The following is a 20,922-nucleotide window of genomic DNA, read 5'->3' as shown; positions in this document are numbered from 1 at the left end:
GTGTGAAACTTCGTGCATTTTTCACCCCACGCTGTGCTGAGGACCTCCCATGTCGCAGACCGATCTGATCGAAGCACGCCCGGCGCCGTCCGAGTCCCTGCCGGACTTCGTCGCCGAGTACCGTGTCGACGCCGCGCTCGACTGGCTCGACAACCACCCGCCACACTTCATCGCCGACCAGCTCGCCCGAATGGACGCCGTCCAAGCGGGCATGGCATTCCGGCTGCTGGACAAGGATCTGGCGCTGGCCGTATTCGAGGAGCTCGATCCGGTCGACCAGCAGCAGATCCTGCAGGGCCTGCGCGACCAGAGCTTCCGCGAGCTGGTCGAGGGCATGGCCCCGGACGACCGCGCGCGCATGCTGCGCGAAGCGCCCGCCAAGGTCGCCAAGAAGGTGCTGGCCGGACTGAGCCCGCGCGAGCGCCGGATGACCGCCGCCCTGCTCGGCTATCCCGAGGGCTCCGCGGGTCAGTACATGACGCCCGAGGTGGTCGCGCTGCCGCGCGACCTGACCGTCGCGGCGGCGCTGGCCATGGTGCGCGCCAAGGGCTCGAGTGCGGAGACCGTGTACACACTGCCCGTCGTCGACTCGGGCCGCAGGCTCACCGGCGTCGTCGAACTGCGCGAACTGGTCCTGGCCGGGCCGGACACCATGGTGTCCGAGCTGGTCGTCACCGAGCCCGCGTTCGCCCGCGCCACCGACTCCGCGGAGAAGGCCGCCCGGTTGATGCGCGAGACCAACGACATCAACCTCCCTGTGGTGGACAGCGAGGACCGCCTCGTCGGCTTGCTCACCATCGATGACGCGGTCGAGGTCATCGAGGCCGCCGACAGCGAGGACGTCGCCCGCCAGGCCGGTTCCGCGCCGTGGGAAGGCCACTACATGGCGGCCGGGGTCTTCCAGCTGGCCCGCTACCGCGCGCTGTGGCTGATGCTGCTGCTCTTCGCGGCGACGCTCACGGTGAGCGTCACCGATTTCTTCGAAGGCACCCTGCAGCAGGCCGCGCACCTCGCGCTGTTCATCCCGCTGCTGATCGGCGCGGGCGGCAACGCCGGTGCGCAAGCGGCCACCGCCTGTGTGCGCGCGCTCGCCGTGGGCGAGGTGCGCGTCTCGGACCTGTTCAAGGTGATCTGGCGCGAATGCCGGGTCGGGTTGGTGCTCGGATCCCTTTTGGCCAGTGCGGGATTGGTGATCGGCGCGGTGTTCGTCGGCCCGCGCATCGCGGTGGTGGTCGCGATCACCCTGGTGCTGATCTGCGGGTGGGCGGCGACCATCGGCGGCACCATGCCGCTGCTCGCCAAGAAGCTGCGCATCGACCCGGCGGTGGTGTCGGCGCCGATGGTGACGACGCTGGTGGACGCCACCGGGCTGATCATCTACTTCACGACCGCGAAGCTGGTCCTGGGGATCTGAGGAATTCGGTTCCGCCGCAAGCTTTCCGGGATCGGCTGCGCGCCGACACCCGGGAAGCGAGCGGATCAGGGGCTCGAGGGGCCGAGGCCCCGGCCACGGATCAGGGCAGCATCGGCAGCAGCTTGCGCATGACCTCTTCCACGGCGTCGCGCTTGCCCACCGCCGAGACGACGGGGATCCGGGTCGGCAGCGCCTGACCGGTCACGGCGGGGCGAAGCGGGGGACCGACCGGTGCGGAGTACACCCGCGAGTCACCGGCCGCGGCGGCGACCTGGTGCACGGGCCGGGGGCCGACCGTGAACGCCGGCTCGCCCGGTCCCGCCGGGTCTCCGTCCTGGTACTCGTAGTTGATCACGACGTTGCTGCCGCGAAAGCTGAACTCGCACTTGTGCAGCTGCTGTTCACCCGCGGGCACGGAGATGCCGAGAGTGGGCGCCACCGCGCAGGGGTCGAGTCCGGTGAGGATGCTGCGGGCCGTCACGGGAGAGGTGCCATGCGGCGGCTCGATCCGCCACTCCGTCAACGCCGTTCGCACCAGCGAACGGGCCACGGCGCACGGGTCGCCGCCGATCGGGCTCTGGACGTCGAGCCAGAATTCGGCGGCGGCGGGGAAGCGCGCTTCGGCGTAGCAGGTGTGATGGCCCTGCTCGCGGAACTGCTCGTCGGTCATCACCTTCCGGTCGTCCAACAGCGAGACGGTGACGTCACCCACCCGTTCGATCGTCGCGTCCCTGTCCTCCCACGGCATGCTCGCCGGCGGCGCCACCACATGCGACACCAGGGTCGTTCCCTTGCCAGGCTCGGCCGAACCGATGATCGCCTTGCAGGTGGACGGCTGCGTATTGTCCACGGATACCACCGAACCGACCTCGCGCAGTTTCTGATTCGGTAGCAGTGCGCAGGGGTCGATATTGCGCGCCCTGCGCAGCATCTCGAGCCGCTGTGCGTCGGTCTGCGGCGCGGCGGACCAGAATCCGCCCGTCGCGGTGTCCGTGGTCGACGTCGAATCCGACGCCGGTGCGTCCTGACAGCCCGCGGTGGTCAGAACGAGCGCGGCCGCCAGCAGCAGTCGACGCAGCATCGATTCCCCTTCGTCGCATGGATCGGATTGGCGCGGAACGATCTACTTCCGCGAACTATCGCCGCCGAGTGTGCCCGTAGCGTCGCTGGTCCGCAAAACGGGGCAGGCGCGCTCCGGTACGGGCGGGGCCGCCGCTAATGGCAGGACTACCGGCGCCTGCCGCAGCACTTCTTCCAGCGCGTCGTCCCCGCGGCTCGGCACTCTGACCGCAGGGACGGGCGGCCTGAAAAGATGTCGTCGTCGGTCCGGCGGGCCGGTCACGGCGGCGACAATCGATCCGGCGATCCGTCTCGCACAACGAGGATTGCGTTGTGCGCGGTCGGGTGGATATTCGGTCAGGCGGCGGGGAACAGCGCGGTCGCCCGGCGCAGGACCTCGTCCACCACGGCCTCGTCTCGGCCGAATACGTTGACGATCGGGAGCTTCGGTCCCAGGGAGGACTCGGGTCTGGACGACGGCAGCGGCGGTCCCACGATCGCGTTGTACGAATGAAACTCGTCGGCGCTCGGATCGCCGTATCCGGGATGCCCATTGACGGTGAAGATCGGTTCGCCCTCCACGATCAGTCGCTCCTTGTCATAGGTGTACCGGACCTCGATCGTGTCGCCGTGGTACGGGAAGGAACACTTCCAGTCGCGCTGGTCGGCTACCGCCGGAGTTACGCCGAGGTCCTTCGCGACCGCGCAGGGATCGTTGCCGAGCAGGACGGTGCGCGGGGTGTCGGGCGAGGCGCCGTGCGCGGGTTCCTTGTCGAGCTGGGCGAGGATGGTCGGCAGGACCGCCTCGGCGACCGGGCACGGTTCGGTGCCGACCGGGGTCGTGGCGAAAATCATCACGGCCGCGGTCGAAGGGAAGCTCGCGGTCGCGGTGCAATTGCGCTCGACCAGCTTGCCCTCGAGTGCTGGGTTGGTGTCGAGATCGCTCACCGTGCCGACCGTGACAGCGCCGATCTTCGTTGTGCGACCCCGCTCCGGCTGTGGGATACCGCGCGTGGCGACGGACAACGACCAGCTCAGCGCGGTTCCCTTGCCGGATTCGGTCGGGCCCATTCGCGCTTCGCACCAGTTGGGCATGCGTACATCCACCCAGTTCACGGTGCCGATCTCGGCCAGTTCGGTGCGCGGGGCGAGTGCGCACGGGTCGATCGCACGAACCTTGCTCAGCAGTTCCCAACGCTGCTCGTCGGTCTGCGGGGCGGTGGACCAGTATCCAGTGGAACCGGCAGGCGCGGGCGGTAGGTCATCCTGACAGGATGTGACACTCAGCAGGGCGACAGCGGCCGCGGCGACTGTCGCGAATTTGCGCAACACGGTGAACCCCCCTTGTGTGGCGCGCAGCGCGCGCGTCTTCTGGTGCAGCAGTCTGCCGTGCGGCATGCGTCCTGACAATTCCGCAACGGGGGCACGTTCACTGCCGCCGCCGCTGACACGATGCGAGCCGATCACGAGGGCTTGGCAGGCATTTCCTCCAGACATCCCGCCGAGATCGCCGCGACGGTGACAGTAGCCGCGACCAGCGCGAACTTGCGCATCGTGGCGGACCCCTTCGATTCAGCTCGCCGGGAACAGTTCGGCGACGTGCCGCAGGACCTCCTGTAGGACCTCGGGATCGCGGCCCATCAGTCTTGCCACCGGCAGCTGGCGGCCCATTGTCGTCTTCGGATCCGCCGTGCCGAACGCGGGGCCGACAACCACTGAGTACCAGTACGTCTCGGTGGTGCTGCGCCGGTCGTAGCCGCGATGGCCGTTCACCTCCACCAAGGGGGTGCCGCCCGTTGCGATCAGTTCGCCCTCGTAGGCGTACTGGAGATCGATATCGGAGCCCTTGTACTGGAATACGCACCCGAACAGATAATGCTTGGATGTGGGCGTCGTCGTCCCGAGGGAATCCAGGATCTCGCACGGATCCGCCCCGGACAGAACGGTTTTCGGCGTATCCGGCGACGTGCCCGCGGCCGGCGCGGTGCGTAGCGCATCGAGAGCGTTCGGCATCACTTTCTTCGCCAGCGCGCACGGCAACTGATCTGCGGGGGTCACCACGTTCACATTGAGCAAGACCGTGGCAGGGAACTGGCCTATGGCCATGCACGTCCGGGTCATCGAACCTTGCTCAGCGGCGTCCGCCTCACGGTCGACAACCATCGTCGCGTGGCCGATTCGGGCCGGCGGCTCCATTGTGTCCGATCCTTCTACGGGGTCGCGTGAGACGCCCAGCGACCAGCGCAAGATCGTGCTCTTGCCGAACTCGGCGGAGCCGAGCGTGGCCTCGCAGGTATCGGTGGAGCGGGCCTCGACCTTCACCACGGTGCCGATCGCAGTGAGCTCCTTGCGAGGGATGATGGCGCAGGGATCGATGGTGCGCACCGCGGCCATGACCGCGAGGTACCCCTCGTCGGAGGTGGGAGCAGTCGACCAGGAGATGGCAGGCCCGGCGGGCACGGTCGGTAGCTCGTCCTGGCAGGCCGCGACAGCGAGCACGACGAGGACGGCGGCGAAGGCCGTCACGAACCTGCGCAGCATCGTGAACCCCTTATGCGGCGCGCGCCGAGTGCGCGACTTCTGCTGCAGCAGTCTGCCCGACTGTGCAGTGCGGGCCAAACGGTCCAGGTGGAGGCGGCCGGATTTCATTTGAGGTGTGCAGAGTCGGTGATCTGACGTATCCCGGCCGCATCGGCGGGTCGCGGTGCTGACTCGATACCGGCAAACCGGCGCCGTGGGGTCGACCACGGGCGCTCGTCGCACCGGCCGACCGGTGACTACTGGCGATGGCTAACTGCTGGCGATCGATCGGCTCTACGGATGGACCGCTGCACTCGGCCGCTGGCGGGTGCAGCACAATAAGTGCCGCGCGCGGTGGTCTCATGGCGAATCGGTTGTCCGTGACGTGCACCGCAGCGCCACAAGGTGTTGTGCTGCATGGAGTTCTGATCCACTAGGAGTAGTGTTCAGAATAGGAACTCCGTGACGGCAGCGTGCTCGGGAAAGGTGTGGAGGCAGGATGAAACTGATCGATCGGGTGTCGGCCATCAACTGGAATCGGGTGCCCGACGAGAAGGATGCCGAAGTCTGGGACCGCCTGACCGGCAACTTCTGGCTGCCCGAGAAGGTTCCGGTGTCCAACGACATCCCCTCGTGGAACACGCTGACCGCCGACGAGAAGCAGCTGACCATGCGGGTCTTCACCGGCCTGACCCTGCTGGACACCATCCAGGGCACCGTCGGCGCGGTGAGCCTGATCCCGGACGCGCTGACCCCGCACGAGGAGGCGGTGCTCACCAACATCGCGTTCATGGAATCGGTGCACGCGAAGAGCTACAGCTCCATCTTCTCCACGCTGTGTTCCACCAAGGAGATCGATGAGGCCTTCCGCTGGTCCGAGGAGAACCGGAACCTGCAGCGCAAGGCCGAGATCGTGCTGGGGTACTACAACGGCGAGGACCCGCTGAAGCGCAAGGTGGCCTCCACCCTGCTGGAGAGCTTCCTGTTCTACTCCGGCTTCTACCTGCCGATGCACTGGTCCTCGCGCGCCAAGCTGACCAACACCGCCGACATGATCCGCCTGATCATCCGCGACGAAGCCGTGCACGGCTACTACATCGGCTACAAGTACCAGAAGGGCCTCGAGCTGGTCTCCCCGGCCGAGCGCGAGGAGCTGAAGAACTACACCTTCGAGCTGCTCTTCGAGCTCTACGACAACGAGGTCGAATACACCCAGGACCTCTACGACGAGGTCGGCCTCACCGAGGACGTCAAGAAGTTCCTGCGCTACAACGCCAACAAGGCGCTGATGAACCTCGGCTACGAGGGGCTGTTCCCGAAGGACGAGACCGAGGTGAACCCGGCCATCCTCTCGGCCCTCTCCCCGAACGCCGACGAGAACCACGACTTCTTCTCGGGCTCCGGTTCGTCGTACGTGATCGGCAAGGCCGTCAACACCGAGGACGAGGACTGGGAGTTCTGACTCGCCACTCCTGATCGGGGCCCCGCCGGACGCGGGGCCCCGATTCGTTTCCCCGAGTTCGCGCGGCTCAGCGGCCCGGCGGCGGACCGCCCGGGCGGCCGGGCGGCGTGCCGAAACCGCCACCGCCGGAACGGTTCTCGGATTTCGCGGCGACTCCGACAGTGAGCGTGACCGTGAGGCCCGAGGAGGGCGTTCCGGTGACGGTGGCCAATTCGGCGTCCCAGCCGTCGCCGAACACGTTGTCGGAGGCGAGGGTGACGCCGGACAGATTGCGCACGCTCTGAGCGTAGCCGGAGTCGTGCGCGAAGACGGCGTCGCACGTGTCCTCGGGAAGCGCGATCTGCGAGGTGAGGCGGGCGTCGCTACCCGCGACGGCGGTCTCCAGCGAGTCGAACACCTCGAAATGGATGTGCGGCCAGCGGCCCGAATAGCAGGCCGGGAAGATCGAGGTGAAGGTGACCGTGCCGGTCGCATCGGCGACCTGGACGCCACGCAGGTAGTTCTGGTCGGTGACGCCCGGGCTGTAGAGCGAGTAGTTCCCGGCGCGATCGCAGTGCCAGACGTAGACGGCCATGCCGGAGCCCGCGGCGCCGTCCTTCGTGAGGTCGCGCAGCGACAGCTCGAGCGTCATCGGAACGCCCTCCGCGACACCGGAATACGAGCCGAAACTGGTGGTGATGTCGGAGCGGACCACGCCGGACTCGATGAGGACGTTGGGTCCGTTGGAGCCGTCGCCCGGATACGGTCCGGCCGTTTCCTGAGGTGCCGCGCTCACCGCGTCGGCGGTTGTCGCGGCGGAGGTCTCGGCGCTCGACGAGCCCGTCCGCGTCGCCGTCGCGCACCCGCTCGCGGCCGTCGCCGCCCCGGCGATTCCGAGAAAGACCAGCGCCCGCCGCCGCGACATGACCCGCAGGTCGTGCGCCAGACCGAGATCGTGCTCGTGCGCCTCGCCATTCCTACCCACCGCGTTCTCCTCTGTTCGTTTCGCGTCGACAGCGACGGTAAGGGGCGGCGCTCGGACCGATCTGGGACATCGCTGGGAGTTCGCTGTGAGGGGTGCGCGGAGAGGTTGCGCTGTCACGGGCGGTGCTGGGCTTGTCGCTCGATGAAGGATTCTCAGCTTGTCGGCCTGTCCCGTTCTTCCTTCAGGACATCGGATCCGCGCGAAAAGACTATTGGCTCTATTCTTTCCGTTGGTCCACGGAGGGGGAGTGTCGGATGCGCCGATGGTTGGCGTTGGTCGCGGTATTGCTGGTGTGCGCCGTCGGATGCGGGGATAACGGTATGCCGGAATTGATTCCGGATCTGGACGCGCAGATGTATCCCGAAGACGACCCGCAATGGGAAATCGCCGCGGCGCTGCGGGTGGTGGACGTCTGTGCGCTGATACCGCGGCCGAATCTCGAACAGTTCGGACCGGTCCGGGTGGTGGGCACGAACGGCATCCAGGCTTGCTACGCGCGCATTGCGACCCGCACCGAAGGGCACGTCGACCTCGGGTGGGTGTTGGTCTCATCGCCGCCCAACGAAGGCGGTGGCGGGCACGACCGCAGGATCGGTGCGGCGCGCGCCTGGATGGTGTCCGACGTGGACAACAGCACGCCCGAAGAGATCGAGCGCAGTTCTTACCGGTACTGCGCGCTGCAGGTGGAGCTACCGCCCGGCGGTTCCGTGGCCCTGCGGGTGGACTCCGCGAAGGGGATCGACGCGTGCTCGGTGGCCGACCGGGCCGCGGAGATCGTGTTGCGAGAGTGGGAACGCCATCCGCGCCAAGGTGATTCGCCCGATACGGTGCGTACGCCGCTGACCGGCGCGGATCCCTGCGCGGTGCTCGCCGAACTGGGAATCGGGCGGAAAGGTTCGTGGTCGAGACCAGAGCGGTGCGGGTTCCGGTACCGAGGCGAGCGGATCGCGGTCGGGTACGAATACGACACCGGGCGTCCGCCTGCTGATGTCCCGCCGGTTCCCGATCCGAGCGGGAATGGCTATCGATCGAACTATCCGCTGGTCACCGTCGCGAACCGTACGGGATATCGGTCGGAGAGCGGCGGTCAGCACACCTACTATCTGCCGCTCGGCGCGCCCGTGGATTTGCCGTCGCTCGCCGATCCGCAATTTCCGGACGAGACGTGGACGCCGACCGTCACGATCGAAGGTTCGGATCAGGAGGTCATCGCCGCGGTCGGCGAGGCGGTCTTGTCGCTGTTCGATTGAGGGGCCTCGTGCCGGGCTGCCTGAAGATGCACCGCGCCAAGCGAAATCGGCAGTGATTCAGGGAACGGACGAGCCGTCAGTCGGTGACGTACCCGTTGAGCGTCTTCTGGAGATCGGTCATGAGCGCGCGGGCCGCGGTGAGTCCGTCGCCGTGCCAGACGCTGTCGTCGACCGCGAAGACGCGGCGGTCGCCGGCGGCGCCGAGTTCCTTCCACTCGTCGCCGCGCATCACCTTCTCGGCCTGCGCCTTGCCCGATTCACCGGCCAGGACGACGTAGACGATGTCGCCTTCGACCTTGGTGCCGAGTTCGCCGGGGGCGACGTCGAAAGACGCGACGCGCTGGGCCGTCGGCCGCCGCACGCCCAGGTCGGCCAGGACCTGGCCCGCGAAGCTGTCGGCGCCCTGAACCTGCACGGCATCACCGGTGAAGCGGACGACCGACGCCTGACTCTGGTTGGCGGCGATCGCGGTGCCGATGTCGGCGGCCTCGGTGCGGTAGTTGTCCAGCGCGGTGGTCGCCGCGCCGCGCCGGTCCAGACCCTCGGCGAAGGCGCCGAACTCGGCCTGCCAGCTGGTCGGAGCGCCGACCAGCACCGTCGGCGCGATGGCCCGCAGTGCGTCGAAAGTGGCCGCGCCCGAAGGCTGTTCGCCGATGATGACGTCGGGACGCAGTTCCGCGATCTTGGCGAGATCGGGCGCCGCGGCGGTGCCGATGCTCGGGACCTTCAGCACGCCGGTGCCGAGGAACTCGGGTTGCGGGCGCTCGCCCGCCACGGTCACCGCGCCGACGACGCGCTCCCACAGACCGAGCGCGCAGGTGGCGTCGAGCGCGGAGGTCGTCAGCACGACGATGCGTTGCGGATCGGCGGGCACCTCGGAGACTCCGGCGGCGTGGGTGACGCTGCGGGTGCCCGAGGGCTGATCGGGTGCGCTGGGCAGCGCGCAGGCCTTCGTCGTGTCGCGCTCCAAGCCGACCACGCCGGCGCCCGCGATATTGGTGGTGGTGCGGATGATCGAACTCGCGTCGTCGGTCTGGTTACCGCAGCCGACCAGCGCGGCGGCGCAGAGGGCCGCGACGGCGGCCGTGCCGTAACGGGTGGCGACAGTGCGGTTTCGGGTGCGAACGAGGGCGCTCACCGGCATGCCGGAGAGGGTACAGGCGTCCGGAGACGCGGCCGAGGCGCGGGTGGCGGCCCGCACCTCGGCGCACGAAGCCGCTACCTCAGGCGGCGTCGCCGCCGAGATGGAAGACCGCGCCGGTCGGATCGGCGACGGTGGCCATCCGCCCGTACGGGGTGTCCTGGGCGGGCGAGACGACCTTGCCGCCGAGCGCGACCACCTGGGCGACCGTCTTGTCCACGTCGTCGGCGCCGAAATACACCGTCCAGCCTGCGGGTGCGCCCGGCGGCAGGAAGTCCGAGGCGTCCATCACGCCGCCGAGCATCGGGCTGGTCGAGTGGATGGTGGTGTAGCGGAAATCGGGTGCGCCGGGCATCTCGAAGGTGTCGGACCAGCCGAACACCTCGCGGTAGAACGTCAGGGACGCCTGGTACGCCCTGGTGTGCAGCTCGAACCAGGACGGCGCGCCCGCGTGATTGCGCCACCGGCCGCCCTCGACGATGGCCTCGGTCTCGACGCCGCCGAAGGTGCCGGTCTGCCAGACGCCGACGCCGGCGCCGTCCGGATCGCCGAGCACCGCCATCGTGCCGAGGTCGCCCACGTCCATCGGCTCCACGATCACGGAACCGCCGTGCGCGGTCGCGGCCGCGGCGGTGGCCCGGGCGTCCGGTGCGGACAGGTAGACGGTCCACCGATCCGGCCCGGTGTCGCCGTCGTCCATCCTGCCCATCCCGCCCGCGACGGCCTTGCCGTCCTTGCGGAAGGTGAGGTAGCCGCCGAATTCCGCGCCCGCGCGGTCGGCGGTCCAGCCGAACAGGTCGCCGTAGAAGGCGATGCTGCGCTCGGGATCGGCGGTGTAGAGGTCGACCCAGACGGGGTCGCCCGGCTTCGGGGTGGTCATGAGCGGTCTCCTCGCAGGTGACGAACGGTTGTCATCGATAGAGACGGCGGTCGCGCCGAGAACTCATCGGCGCACGCCACGGGGGTCCCGCGGTGTACTGCGGATGACCGGTGACCAACGAAATACGACGCAGAGTAGGACCCGTGCTGTCGGCCGTGACGGCACCGTTTACGATCTCAGGAGCGCAAGCGAACTGTCCGCTGTCTCGGGAACGGGATCGAAGGCGAGCAGCGGAGCTCGCGGAGCGACCTAAAGGCATCTTCAGGAGGATCAGTGACTGCGGTAGAGCCCAGACCAGTCCCTCAGTTGGAAGCGACTCGACCGTATCCGGCCCGGACCGGACCCAAGGGTTCTTTCCTCTACAAGATGGTCACCACCACGGACCCCAAGGTGCTCGGCACCATGTACCTGGTGACGGCGATCAGCTTCTTCATGGTCGGCGGTCTGATGGCGCTGCTCATGCGTGCCGAGCTGGCGCGCCCCGGCCTGCAGTTCCTCTCCCCGGAACAGTTCAACCAGCTGTTCACCATGCACGGCACGATCATGCTGCTGTTCTACGCGACCGCGATCGTGTTCGGCTTCGCCAACATCGTCCTGCCGCTGCAGATCGGCGCCCCTGACGTCGCCTTCCCGCGCCTGAACGCCTTCAGCTACTGGCTGTACCTGTTCGGCGGCTCGATGGCGACCGCGGGCTTCATCACCCCGGGTGGCGCGGCCGACTTCGGCTGGACCGCGTACGTCCCGCTGACCGACATCCTGCACTCGCCCGGCGTCGGCACCGACCTGTGGATCCTCGGCCTCGCGGTCTCGGGTCTGGGCACGATCCTCGGTGGCGTGAACATGCTGACCACCGTCGTCTGCCTGCGCGCGCCCGGTATGACCATGTTCCGGATGCCGATCTTCACCTGGAACATCGCCGTCACCAGCGTCCTGGTCCTGCTCGCCTTCCCGCTGCTCACCGCTGCGCTGTTCGGCCTGGCCTACGACCGCCACCTGGGCGGCCACATCTACGACCCGGCCACCGGCGGCATCCTGCTCTACCAGCACCTGTTCTGGTTCTTCGGGCACCCCGAGGTCTACATCATCGCGCTGCCGTTCTTCGGCATCGTCTCGGAGATCTTCCCGGTGTTCAGCCGCAAGCCGATCTTCGGTTACACCACGCTGGTGTACGCGACCCTCGGCATCGCCGCGCTCTCCATCGCGGTGTGGGCGCACCACATGTACGCGACCGGCGCCGTGCTGCTGCCGTACTTCTCGTTCATGACCTTCCTCATCGCGGTGCCGACCGGCGTGAAGTTCTTCAACTGGATCGGCACGATGTGGCGCGGTCAGCTGACCTTCGAGTCGCCGATGCTGTGGTCGATCGGCTTCCTCGTGACCTTCCTCTTCGGTGGTCTGTCCGGTGTCATCCTGGCCTCGCCGCCCATGGACTTCCACGTGTCCGACACCTACTTCGTGGTGGCCCACTTCCACTACGTGCTCTTCGGCACCATCGTGTTCGCCACCTTCGCGGGCATCTACTTCTGGTTCCCGAAGATCACCGGCCGCATGGTGGACGAGCGCCTGGCCAAGTGGCACTTCTGGGCGACCTTCGTCGGCTTCCACACCACCTTCCTTGTGCAGCACTGGCTCGGCAACGAGGGCATGCCCCGCCGCTACGCCGACTACCTGCCCACGGACGGTTTCACCGCGCTGAACACCATCTCGACCATCGGCGCGTTCGTCCTCGGCGCCTCGATGCTGCCGTTCCTCTGGAACGTCTTCAAGAGCTACCGCTACGGCGAGGTCGTGACGGTGGACGACCCGTGGGGCTACGGCAACTCGCTGGAGTGGGCCACCACCTGCCCGCCGCCGCGGCACAACTTCTACGAGCTGCCGCGCATCCGGTCCGAGCGCCCCGCGTTCGAGCTGCACTACCCGCACATGATCGATCGCATGCGCGCCGAGGCGCACGTGGGCTGGGGTTCCGGCAAGCACGCCACCGCCGTCCACGAGGGCGAGCTGGTCAAGCACTAGAAACTCGACGAGTGTGCACCCGCTGACAATCAGCGGGTGCACGCGCGTTTGCCCTGGGTAGTGCGGCGTCGACGGCCCCACATCGTGGCCCCATTGTGTACGTTGCTGTTTGCCGTAGCTGTGCTTCAGCGGCGATACGGTAGAGCCCAGGGGCGACGCCGCCAATCGAACACAGACATGGAGCGCATCGACTTGGCCGACACCACCGTTCTTGTCACTGTCACCGGACCCGACCGGCCCGGTGTGACGTCCGTGCTGCTCGCGGCGATGTCGCGGCACCAGGTGAGCCTGCTGGATGTGGAGCAGGTCGTCATCCGCGGCCGGCTCACCCTCGGTGTCCTGGTCACCTGCCCGAACGATCCCGAAGAGCTGCAAGAGGAGCTCGAGGAGGCGATGAACACCGTCGGCATGAACGTCGACGTGGAGGTGGGCGCCGCGATCGGGCGGGCACCGATGTCCACGCACGCGGTGGTCATCCTCGGCGCGCCGGTGACCGCGCGGGCGTTCAGCGCGGTCTCGCGTCAGCTCGCCGCGCTCGGCGCGAACATCGACACCATCCGCGGCATCGCCGACTACCCGGTCACCGGCATGGAGCTGCTGGTCTCCGCGACCGACACGGGCGCGGACACCGACTCCAGGCTGCGCACGGCGCTGGCCGAGGTGGCGGTCGCCGAAGAGGTCGACGTGGCGGTGGAGCGGGCCGGGCTGGCGCGGCGGGCCAAGCGGCTCATCGTGTTCGACGTCGACTCGACCCTGATCCAGGGCGAGGTCATCGAGATGCTCGCCGCGCACGCGGGCGTCGAGGAGCAGGTCCGCCAGGTCACCGAGGCGGCCATGCGCGGCGAGATCGACTTCGCCGAATCGCTGCGCCAGCGCGTCGCGACCCTGGAGGGGCTGGACGAATCGGTCATCGAGGAGGTCGCCGACCGGATCGAGCTGACCCCTGGCGCGCGCACCACAATCCGCACGCTGCGCCGCATCGGCTTCCGCTGCGGTGTGGTGTCCGGTGGGTTCCGCCAGGTCATCGAGCCGCTCGCGCACGAGCTCGAACTCGACTTCGTGCAGGCGAACACGCTGGAGATCAAGGACGGCAAGCTGACCGGCCGCGTGGTCGGCGACATCGTCGACCGCGCCGCCAAGGCGACCGCGCTGCGCAAGTTCGCCGCCGAGGCCGGGGTGCCGATGGAACAGACCGTCGCGGTCGGCGACGGCGCCAACGACATCGACATGCTCAACGCCGCCGGGCTCGGCGTCGCCTTCAACGCCAAGCCCGCGCTGCGCGAGGTTGCCGACGCGGCGCTGTCGCACCCCTACCTGGACGCGGTGCTGTTCATCCTCGGCGTCACCCGCCATGAGGTGGAGGCCGCCGACGCGCGCGACGGGTTGATGCGCCGGGTGCCGCTGATCCAGTAGTTCGCGCGGCGCAACGTATTTCGCCTGCCGGGACCGAGGCGGTGTCGCCTCGGTCGTGCGCGAACGCGTCCGGCGGCGTTCATCTGCCTTCGCTCCGGCTGTGCGCGGGCGATCGACGGACCGGGTGCGGCCGTGTTCATTAGGCTGGTCGCGGATTGATCATTCGGTGATCGGAGGATGCGGTGCGGAAGTCCCTGGTTGTGCTGCTGCTCGGCGTCGCGCTCACCGCGTGCGGAACCGACGACGGCCACGACGGGCACGCACCGGCGACATCCACCGTGTCCACCCGCGCCGAACCGTCCGGAAACGTCGAGCCTTCGGGAGATGCCATGGACGTGACCGAGGCCGACAGCGGACAGCAGCGCTCGCTCCGCGTCGGCAGGCAATTGATCGTGACGCTGGCCGCCAACCCGTCGACCGGGTACGGCTGGCGGCTCGCCGCACTGGACCAGAATGTGCTCCGGCAGGCGGGCGAGCCGGATTACCGGCCGGATGCCGACCGTCCGATCGCGCCCGGCTCCGGCGGCACCGCGGTGTGGACGTTCGTCGGGAATGCCCCGGGCGTCACCGAGCTTGCACTGGAGTACGCGCGCCCGTGGGAGCACGGCGTCGAGCCCGCGCAGAAGTTCACGTTGAGGGTCGAGGTGAAGTGAATGAGCAGTCCGGACAGCGGTACCGTGGACGAATTGTCCACGGGGGAGGAGGGATTCCGCATCCGGCACGCGGAACTCGCGCTCGGTTACGGTGGCGCGGGCGATCCCGACGACCCCGGCCAGGTCCAGGCCATGCAGATGGTGCTGCACCTGCCGAAGGCGGATCCGCCGCCGCGCAGCGCGTTGCTCGCCGCCGCGGCGGCTTCGGCGGTCGCGCTGTGCCTGGACGAGCGGGTCGGCCCGGAAGGGCCCTGGGCGCAACGGTATCTCGCGTGGAAGCGCTCCCGGATTCGCAAGGTGGCGCGGCGCGCTCGCGGCGCCCAGTGGCTGGCGGCGGGCGAGGTCGACGGCGTCACCGTGGAGATCGGCGGCGCGCAGGCGCGTGCGTTCGTGCCGAGCGCGGTCGGCGAGGTGGACCCGCGAATCAAGAAGCTCCAGATCGGCGGCACCGATCTCGAGCACGACGATCCCGGTCCGCCGGACCCGAATCTGCCTGTTCTGTGGGTGAATTCGGCGCTCGGTATGACGCTCGGCAAGAGCGCGGCGCAGGTCGGCCACGCCAGCATGCTGCTCGCGGCCGCGCTGCGTCCCGAGGACGCCTACCGCTGGTCGCGCCGCGAATTTCATTGCGCGGTACGCGAAGCCGACCCGGCGCAGTGGCGGGCGTACACCGATCGGGTGGCGGCGGGCAGCGCGGTGGCGGTGCGCGATGCCGGTTTCACCGAGATTGCTCCAGGTTCGCTGACGGTGATCGCCGTGCCGCCCGAGTCCTGGTGAGCCGCGTCCGGGAAAGGCCGGAACCGGCGCACGGCCGACGGGCTGCACCGCACCCAGGTGTGGCCGAGGGGTATTTGGGTATCAGTGACGGAACGGGGCTTCGGCCCCGCCGTCTCCGGAGGATGTCATGACGACGCTGCTGCTGATTCTCGCCGGATGGGTGCTTCTTTCGCTGCCGCTGGCGCTGATCGTCGCCAGAATGTTCCGCCCGATCGATGGCCCGCCGTCGGCTCGACCGCGTCCCGCACGGGCCAGGCGGCGAACCGTCGTCGGCCGGCTGGCCGGGCGGATGGCCCGTTCGGCGCGACCGATGTGGGCCGGTCGGGCAAACCCGGCGCGTGTGGGCCAAGATGGAGCGCGTGCCGCAACCGGATCCCGATCTGCTCATTGATTTCACCGACGTGACCGTCCGACGCTCGGGGCACACCCTAGTCGGTCCGGTCACCTGGCAGGTCGAGCTCGACGAACGCTGGGTCGTGCTCGGCCCGAACGGCGCGGGCAAGACCTCCCTGCTGCGCATGGCCGCCGCCGAAATGCACCCGACCTCCGGAATCGCCCACCTGCTCGGCGAGGTGATCGGCAAGGTCGACATGAACGAGCTGCGGCCACGCATCGGCCTCTCGTCCGCGGCGCTGGCCAGTCGTGTGCCGCTGGACGAGAAGGTCAGCGATCTCGTGGTGTCCGCGGGATACGCCGTGCTCGGCCGCTGGCGCGAACGCTACGACGACGTCGACACCGACCGGGCCATCGACATGCTGGAAAGCCTTGGCGCCGAACACCTTTCCGACCGCACCTACGGCACCCTGTCCGAGGGCGAGCGCAAGCGGGTGCTGATCGCCCGCGCCCTGATGACCGATCCGGAGCTGCTGCTGCTCGACGAACCGGCGGCGGGCCTGGACCTCGGCGGTCGCGAGGAACTGGTCGAGCGACTCGGCGATCTGGCGGCCGATCCCGAGGCACCGGCGATGGTGCTGGTGACCCACCACGTGGAGGAGATCCCGCCCGGTTTCACCCACGGCCTGCTGCTCAACGAGGGCGAGGTGGTCGCCCAGGGTCTGCTGACCGATGTGCTCACCTCGGAGCACCTGAGCGACGCCTTCCGCCAGTCCATCGCGCTGGACCGCGTCGACGGCCGCTACTTCGCGCGACGTGCGCGGCGAGCGGGCCAGCACCGGTCCCGGTAGCGAGTGGCCGCGGCCTGCGGCGGGCTCCGGCGGCGCCGGTTATGGTGCAGGTGTGAGTGAGACAACGACGTCGCCCGGTGATCGGCCGCAGGATCCCCCGCCCATCAAGGACGCGTCCACGGTGATGCTGGTGCGCGACGGGGTGAACGGTCCCGAGGTGTTCCTGCAACGACGGGTCGGGGCGATGGCCTTCGCCGCGGGCATGACGGTGTTCCCCGGCGGCGGCGTCGATCCCGCCGACAGCACCATCGAGATCGACTGGGCGGGCCCGGATCCCGCCTGGTGGGCCGAGCGTTTCGCGGCCACCGAATCGCGCGCCAAGGCGCTGGTGTGCGCGGCGGTGCGGGAGACATTCGAGGAATGCGGCGTGCTGCTGGCGGGTCCGACGGCCGACACCGTCGTCGACGACACCACCCCGTACCGCGAAGCCCGCAGCAGGCTGGAGCGCCGCGAACTGTCCCTGGCCGCCTTCCTGGCCGAGGAGAAGCTGGTGCTGCGCGCCGACCTGCTTCGCCCCTGGGCGAATTGGATCACTCCGGTAGTCGAGCCGCGCCGCTACGACACCCACTTCTTCGTCGCGGTCCTGCCGCAGGGCCAGCTGGCCGACGGCGCGACCTCCGAGGCCGCCGAAGTGCAGTGGAGTACCCCGGCCGAGGCACTCGACCGCTGGCGTGCGGGCGCCGACATCCTGCTCCCTCCGACCTGGTCTCAGCTCGACGCCCTCAGCGGCTTCGCCTCGACCGCGGACATCTTCGCGGCCGAACCGGTGATCGACCCGATCATGCCGGAGCTGACCGAGGCAGGCGGCGCCAAGGCGCTCAGCTTCCCCGGCAACGACCGCTACTTCGCCGATCTCCCCGAAACCGCCAAGCTCCGGGGCTCGGCCCGCTGACAAGGGCTACCGCACGCCTCGTAGGGGCCCTAGGTACTGCGAGGCGTGCACAAGGTCTGCGAGCGCGTCAGGGCCTGTTGCGGCATCGGTGATGCGGGACGTGGCGGGGGCGGGAGGTAGCGTGCGTGGCATGGCCGAATTCGTGACCCTGGAGCTGCCGGAAGGGGATGGCGCGCGGGGCGTCGCCGTCCTGCGGATCGCTCGTCCGCCGATGAACCTGATCAACGTTCAGGTGGTGCGGGAAGTGGCCGAGGCCGCGGCGGCGGTCGCGACGCATTCCGGCGTCGCGGCCCTGGTGGTCTACGGGGACGAGCGGGTGTTCTCGGCGGGTGACGACGTGGCCGAGCTGGCCACGCTGAACGCCGACCAGGCCGCGGCCATGGCCGCCGACGTGCAAGCCGCGCTGGGGTGCCTGGCCAGGGTTCCGCAGCCGACCGTCGCCGCGATCAGCGGGTACTGCCTCGGCGCGGGGCTGGAACTGGCGCTCGGCGCCGATCGCCGCGTCATCGGCGACAACGTCAAGCTCGGGCTGCCGCAGATTCACGCGGGACTGATCCCGCTCGCGGGCATCCGGCGGCTGTCGCTGCTGGTCGGTCCCGGCCCGGCCAAGGACCTCGTGTACACGGGGCGTTTCGTGGAGCCGGACGAGGCGCTGGCGCTCGGTCTGGTCGACGAGGTCGTCGCGCCGGACGACGTCTTCGCCGCCGCGCTGCGCTGGGCCGGACGCTTCACCGACGGACCGGGACGCGCGCTGGCCGCCGCCAAGGCGGTGTTCGAGGCGGGCCCGCACGGCCTGGATCGCGCGCGCGGCGAGTGGGCCGGGCTGTTCGGCACCGAGGATCGCCGGATCGGGACGGAATCCTACGTCGCGGACGGGCCGGGATCCGCGGCTTTCGTCGGGCGCTGAATTCCTCCGGACAAGGCTGTGCGGGCGGTCGCCCGCACGCAGACCGTCCGGTCTGCTCGGGGTGTGCCAGGAGATTGCCCTGATGGGAACATGTTCTCATCTGGCCATCCGTCCAGAGGGTCGCAGAATGCCCGGGCCGACAGCGGGCTTCATCTGGGGATTTATGTAGGCTAGGCGACCATGACGGTACGTCCCGACGACCCCGCGCCGAACCCGCACGCCACCGAGGCCGAGGTCGAAGCAGCGCTCAAGGATACGAAGCTCGCCCAGGTGCTCTACCACGACTGGGAGGCCGAGACCTACGACGACAAATGGTCCATCTCCTATGACGAGCGTTGCATCGACTACGCCCGCGGCCGCTTCGACGCCGCGGTCGGCCCCGCGCCGCTGCCCTACGAGAAGGCGCTCGAGCTCGGTTGCGGTACCGGCTTCTTCCTGCTGAACCTGATGCAGGGCGGCGTCGCCAAGTCCGGTTCGGTCACCGACCTCTCGCCGGGCATGGTGAAGGTCGCGCTGCGCAACGCCGAGAACCTGGGTCTGGACGTGGACGGCCGCGTCGCCGACGCGGAGACCATCCCCTACGACGACGACACCTTCGATCTCGTCGTCGGTCACGCGGTGCTGCACCACATCCCGGATGTGGAGCTGGCGCTCAAGGAGTGCCTGCGCGTGCTCAAGCCGGGCGGTCGCTTCGTCTTCGCGGGCGAGCCGACCACCGCGGGCAACTTCTACGCCCGCTGGCTCGGCCGCATCACCTGGAAGGCCACCACCACCGTCACGAAGCTGCCCGTGCTGGCGGGCTGGCGTCGTCCGCAGGAGGAGCTCGACGAGTCCTCGCGCGCCGCGGCGCTGGAGGCGGTCGTCGACCTGCACACCTTCGATCCGCGCGATCTCGAGGCGATGGCGCGGTCCGCGGGCGCCGTCGAGGTCAAGGCGAGCACCGAGGAATTCGCCGCCGCGCTGTGGGGCTGGCCGGTGCGCACCTTCGAGGCGGCCGTGCCCGCCGAGAAGCTCAGCATGGGCTACCGGATGGCGATGTACCGGGCGTGGCTCGGACTGAGCTGGGTGGACGAGAACATCATGCGCCGCGTGGTGCCGCGCCAGTTCTTCTACAACGCCATGATCACCGGCGTGAAGCCGGACGCGTCCGCCAAGTAGTGGGCTACCGCTTCGGCCGCGCGGACATCGCCTTCCTCGCCGGCGCGGCAGGGCATGCCGCGCTGGCCGAGGTGGAGCGGCTGGAGCTGACCCCCGCGACGCACCTGCGCGATCTCGAGCGGGTGCGTCGCGATCACGGCGAACACGCCGCCGCGCTCGTGGAAACCGTGCGGCTGCGGCGCAAGGCCGCCGCCAAACTGCACGGCGCGGGGGACTGGCTCTTCACCGACGACGCGCTCCAGCAGGCGACGCCGACGCCGGTCGCCCGCCACCGGGCGGCCCGGCTGGCCGGCCGTGCCGTGCACGATGTCACCTGTTCCATCGGCGCCGAACTCGTCGAACTGGCCGAGGTGTGTCCCGCCGTCGTCGGCAGCGACCTCGACGAGGTGCGGTTGGCGATCGCCGCGCACAATCTCGGCTCCCGCTGGGCGCCGCTGTCCGGCGCCGATCGGGCCGGGCAGCGAAATGTGCTGCTGGCCAAGGCCGATGCCGTCGTGCCCAGCAGCACCGGCACGGTGATCATCGCCGATCCGGCCCGCCGCGCGGACGGCCGCCGTACCCACGATCCGGCCAAGCTGCAACCTCCGCTGCCCGATCTGCTCGACGCGTACGCGGGCCGCGACATCGCCGTGAAGTGCGCGCCCGGACTGGATTTCGACCGGCTGGACTGGCGAGGCGAGATCGAGGTCGTCTCGCTCGACGGCGCGGTGCGCGAGGCGTGCCTGTGGTCGGCGGGCCTGACCGAAGCCGGTGTCGCCCGCCGCGCCACGGTGCTGAGTTCGCGCCGCGATCCGGAGGTGCTCACCGACGCCGAGCCGGACGAACTGCCCGAGCGGCCGCCCGGCGAGTGGATCATCGATCCCGACGGCGCGATCGTGCGGGCCGGACTGGTCCGGCACTACGCCGCGAGACACGCCCTGTGGCAACTGGATCCGCACATCGCCTACCTCACGGGCGACGCGGTGCCCGAGGGCCTGCGCGGCTTCCGTATCGAGGACCGGCTCGAGCTGCGTGAGAAGACACTGCGCCAGGAGCTGGCGCGCCGCGAGTGCGGAGCGCTGGAGATTCTGGTGCGCGGCGTGGACGTCGACCCGGACGCGCTGCGCAAACGACTGAAGCTCAAAGGCAGCGTGCCCTACACCCTGGTGATCACCCGCATCGGCCGCACCGCGACGGTGTTCCTGTGTACCGCGCACGCCGCGTCGTGAGCGAACGAAGTGAGTGAACCATGT

At 69.1% G+C, this 20,922-nt stretch carries 18 protein-coding genes; 12 read left to right on the top strand and 6 right to left on the bottom strand.

Annotated features, from left to right (window positions below):
• Nucleotides 1–49 precede the first annotated feature (49 nt).
• Complete coding sequence (gene mgtE / locus AC3ERS_RS31930) at nucleotides 50–1,414, top strand: magnesium transporter (protein ID WP_431971856.1); 1,365 nt, start codon at nucleotides 50–52, stop codon at nucleotides 1,412–1,414.
• A gap of 100 nt (nucleotides 1,415–1,514) precedes the next feature.
• On the opposite strand, the gene AC3ERS_RS31925 is transcribed toward mgtE, so the two are convergent.
• The 3 genes from AC3ERS_RS31925 to AC3ERS_RS31915 form a co-directional block, all read right to left on the bottom strand.
• The gene (locus tag AC3ERS_RS31925; RefSeq protein ID WP_431971855.1) at nucleotides 1,515–2,495 is read right to left on the bottom strand and encodes a hypothetical protein; all 981 of its coding nucleotides are present in this window, start codon (nucleotides 2,493–2,495) and stop codon (nucleotides 1,515–1,517) included.
• A gap of 335 nt (nucleotides 2,496–2,830) precedes the next feature.
• Nucleotides 2,831–3,871, bottom strand: a complete 1,041-nt coding sequence (locus tag AC3ERS_RS31920; RefSeq protein WP_431971854.1) for a hypothetical protein — start codon at nucleotides 3,869–3,871, stop codon at nucleotides 2,831–2,833.
• A 174-nt stretch (nucleotides 3,872–4,045) separates the two neighbouring features.
• Nucleotides 4,046–4,867, bottom strand: a complete 822-nt coding sequence (locus AC3ERS_RS31915) for a hypothetical protein (protein WP_431971853.1) — start codon at nucleotides 4,865–4,867, stop codon at nucleotides 4,046–4,048.
• Nucleotides 4,868–5,492: 625 nt separating this feature from the next.
• On the opposite strand from AC3ERS_RS31915, the gene nrdF reads away from it, so the two are divergent.
• A complete protein-coding gene (gene nrdF / locus AC3ERS_RS31910) occupies nucleotides 5,493–6,455 on the top strand; it encodes a class 1b ribonucleoside-diphosphate reductase subunit beta (protein ID WP_431971852.1) in 963 nt (320 codons plus the stop codon).
• Between the two features lie 67 nt (nucleotides 6,456–6,522).
• On the opposite strand, the gene AC3ERS_RS31905 is transcribed toward nrdF, so the two are convergent.
• Complete coding sequence (locus tag AC3ERS_RS31905) at nucleotides 6,523–7,359, bottom strand: dioxygenase family protein (RefSeq protein WP_431971943.1); 837 nt, start codon at nucleotides 7,357–7,359, stop codon at nucleotides 6,523–6,525.
• Nucleotides 7,360–7,673: 314 nt separating this feature from the next.
• On the opposite strand from AC3ERS_RS31905, the gene AC3ERS_RS31900 reads away from it, so the two are divergent.
• Complete coding sequence (locus AC3ERS_RS31900; protein ID WP_435593139.1) at nucleotides 7,674–8,669, top strand: hypothetical protein; 996 nt, start codon at nucleotides 7,674–7,676, stop codon at nucleotides 8,667–8,669.
• 76 nt (nucleotides 8,670–8,745) lie between these two features.
• Here AC3ERS_RS31900 and AC3ERS_RS31895 read toward each other — a convergent pair whose 3' ends face one another.
• On the bottom strand, nucleotides 8,746–9,813 hold the full coding sequence (locus AC3ERS_RS31895; RefSeq protein ID WP_431971850.1) for an ABC transporter substrate-binding protein: 1,068 nt from the start codon (nucleotides 9,811–9,813) through the stop codon (nucleotides 8,746–8,748).
• A 79-nt stretch (nucleotides 9,814–9,892) separates the two neighbouring features.
• Nucleotides 9,893–10,690: a VOC family protein gene (locus AC3ERS_RS31890; protein ID WP_431971849.1), complete on the bottom strand. Its 798-nt coding sequence runs from the start codon at nucleotides 10,688–10,690 to the stop codon at nucleotides 9,893–9,895.
• 273 nt (nucleotides 10,691–10,963) lie between these two features.
• Here AC3ERS_RS31890 and ctaD point away from each other — a divergent pair, with 273 nt between their 5' ends.
• The 9 genes from ctaD (at nucleotide 10,964) to AC3ERS_RS31845 (ending at nucleotide 20,898) form a co-directional block, all read left to right on the top strand.
• Complete coding sequence (gene ctaD, locus AC3ERS_RS31885) at nucleotides 10,964–12,706, top strand: aa3-type cytochrome oxidase subunit I (protein WP_431971848.1); 1,743 nt, start codon at nucleotides 10,964–10,966, stop codon at nucleotides 12,704–12,706.
• 177 nt (nucleotides 12,707–12,883) lie between these two features.
• On the top strand, nucleotides 12,884–14,119 hold the full coding sequence (gene serB / locus AC3ERS_RS31880) for a phosphoserine phosphatase SerB (RefSeq protein WP_431971847.1): 1,236 nt from the start codon (nucleotides 12,884–12,886) through the stop codon (nucleotides 14,117–14,119).
• A gap of 182 nt (nucleotides 14,120–14,301) precedes the next feature.
• Nucleotides 14,302–14,772 (top strand): protease inhibitor I42 family protein, encoded by a 471-nt coding sequence (locus tag AC3ERS_RS31875; protein ID WP_431971846.1) that lies wholly within the window; start codon nucleotides 14,302–14,304, stop codon nucleotides 14,770–14,772.
• Nucleotides 14,773–15,549 (top strand): aminoacyl-tRNA hydrolase, encoded by a 777-nt coding sequence (locus AC3ERS_RS31870; protein ID WP_431971845.1) that lies wholly within the window; start codon nucleotides 14,773–14,775, stop codon nucleotides 15,547–15,549.
• Between the two features lie 350 nt (nucleotides 15,550–15,899).
• Complete coding sequence (locus AC3ERS_RS31865) at nucleotides 15,900–16,733, top strand: ABC transporter ATP-binding protein (protein ID WP_431971942.1); 834 nt, start codon at nucleotides 15,900–15,902, stop codon at nucleotides 16,731–16,733.
• 124 nt (nucleotides 16,734–16,857) lie between these two features.
• Nucleotides 16,858–17,625 (top strand): NUDIX hydrolase, encoded by a 768-nt coding sequence (locus AC3ERS_RS31860; protein ID WP_431971941.1) that lies wholly within the window; start codon nucleotides 16,858–16,860, stop codon nucleotides 17,623–17,625.
• 130 nt (nucleotides 17,626–17,755) lie between these two features.
• A complete protein-coding gene (locus AC3ERS_RS31855) occupies nucleotides 17,756–18,532 on the top strand; it encodes an enoyl-CoA hydratase-related protein (RefSeq protein WP_431971844.1) in 777 nt (258 codons plus the stop codon).
• A gap of 180 nt (nucleotides 18,533–18,712) precedes the next feature.
• Complete coding sequence (locus tag AC3ERS_RS31850; RefSeq protein WP_431971843.1) at nucleotides 18,713–19,690, top strand: class I SAM-dependent methyltransferase; 978 nt, start codon at nucleotides 18,713–18,715, stop codon at nucleotides 19,688–19,690.
• Nucleotides 19,690–20,898 carry a THUMP-like domain-containing protein gene (locus tag AC3ERS_RS31845; RefSeq protein WP_431971842.1) on the top strand — a complete coding sequence of 403 codons (1,209 nt, stop codon included), beginning with the start codon at nucleotides 19,690–19,692 and terminating at the stop codon, nucleotides 20,896–20,898. The genes AC3ERS_RS31850 and AC3ERS_RS31845 overlap by 1 nt, the downstream gene beginning before the upstream one ends.
• Nucleotides 20,899–20,922 lie beyond the last annotated feature (24 nt).

The sequence above is a fragment of the Nocardia sp. bgisy134 genome (genome assembly GCF_057708325.1).
The sequence above is the reverse complement of the archived record's forward strand: the minus strand, read 5'-3'. Positions and strand labels throughout refer to the sequence as shown.

Bases quoted from the DNA above. Each gene is read 5' to 3' on its own strand.
- mgtE (WP_431971856.1), top strand. From the start codon at position 50: ATGTCGCAGACCGATCTGATCGAAGCACGCCCGGCGCCGTCCGAGTCC.
- AC3ERS_RS31925 (WP_431971855.1), bottom strand. From the start codon at position 2,495: ATGCTGCGTCGACTGCTGCTGGCGGCCGCGCTCGTTCTGACCACCGCG.
- AC3ERS_RS31920 (WP_431971854.1), bottom strand. From the start codon at position 3,871: ATGCCGCACGGCAGACTGCTGCACCAGAAGACGCGCGCGCTGCGCGCC.
- AC3ERS_RS31915 (WP_431971853.1), bottom strand. From the start codon at position 4,867: ATGGCCGCGGTGCGCACCATCGATCCCTGCGCCATCATCCCTCGCAAG.
- nrdF (WP_431971852.1), top strand. From the start codon at position 5,493: ATGAAACTGATCGATCGGGTGTCGGCCATCAACTGGAATCGGGTGCCC.
- AC3ERS_RS31905 (WP_431971943.1), bottom strand. From the start codon at position 7,359: ATGTCGCGGCGGCGGGCGCTGGTCTTTCTCGGAATCGCCGGGGCGGCG.
- AC3ERS_RS31900 (WP_435593139.1), top strand. From the start codon at position 7,674: ATGCGCCGATGGTTGGCGTTGGTCGCGGTATTGCTGGTGTGCGCCGTC.
- AC3ERS_RS31895 (WP_431971850.1), bottom strand. From the start codon at position 9,813: ATGCCGGTGAGCGCCCTCGTTCGCACCCGAAACCGCACTGTCGCCACC.
- AC3ERS_RS31890 (WP_431971849.1), bottom strand. From the start codon at position 10,690: ATGACCACCCCGAAGCCGGGCGACCCCGTCTGGGTCGACCTCTACACC.
- serB (WP_431971847.1), top strand. From the start codon at position 12,884: ATGGAGCGCATCGACTTGGCCGACACCACCGTTCTTGTCACTGTCACC.
- AC3ERS_RS31870 (WP_431971845.1), top strand. From the start codon at position 14,773: ATGAGCAGTCCGGACAGCGGTACCGTGGACGAATTGTCCACGGGGGAG.
- AC3ERS_RS31865 (WP_431971942.1), top strand. From the start codon at position 15,900: ATGGAGCGCGTGCCGCAACCGGATCCCGATCTGCTCATTGATTTCACC.
- AC3ERS_RS31860 (WP_431971941.1), top strand. From the start codon at position 16,858: ATGCTGGTGCGCGACGGGGTGAACGGTCCCGAGGTGTTCCTGCAACGA.
- AC3ERS_RS31855 (WP_431971844.1), top strand. From the start codon at position 17,756: ATGGCCGAATTCGTGACCCTGGAGCTGCCGGAAGGGGATGGCGCGCGG.
- AC3ERS_RS31850 (WP_431971843.1), top strand. From the start codon at position 18,713: ATGACGGTACGTCCCGACGACCCCGCGCCGAACCCGCACGCCACCGAG.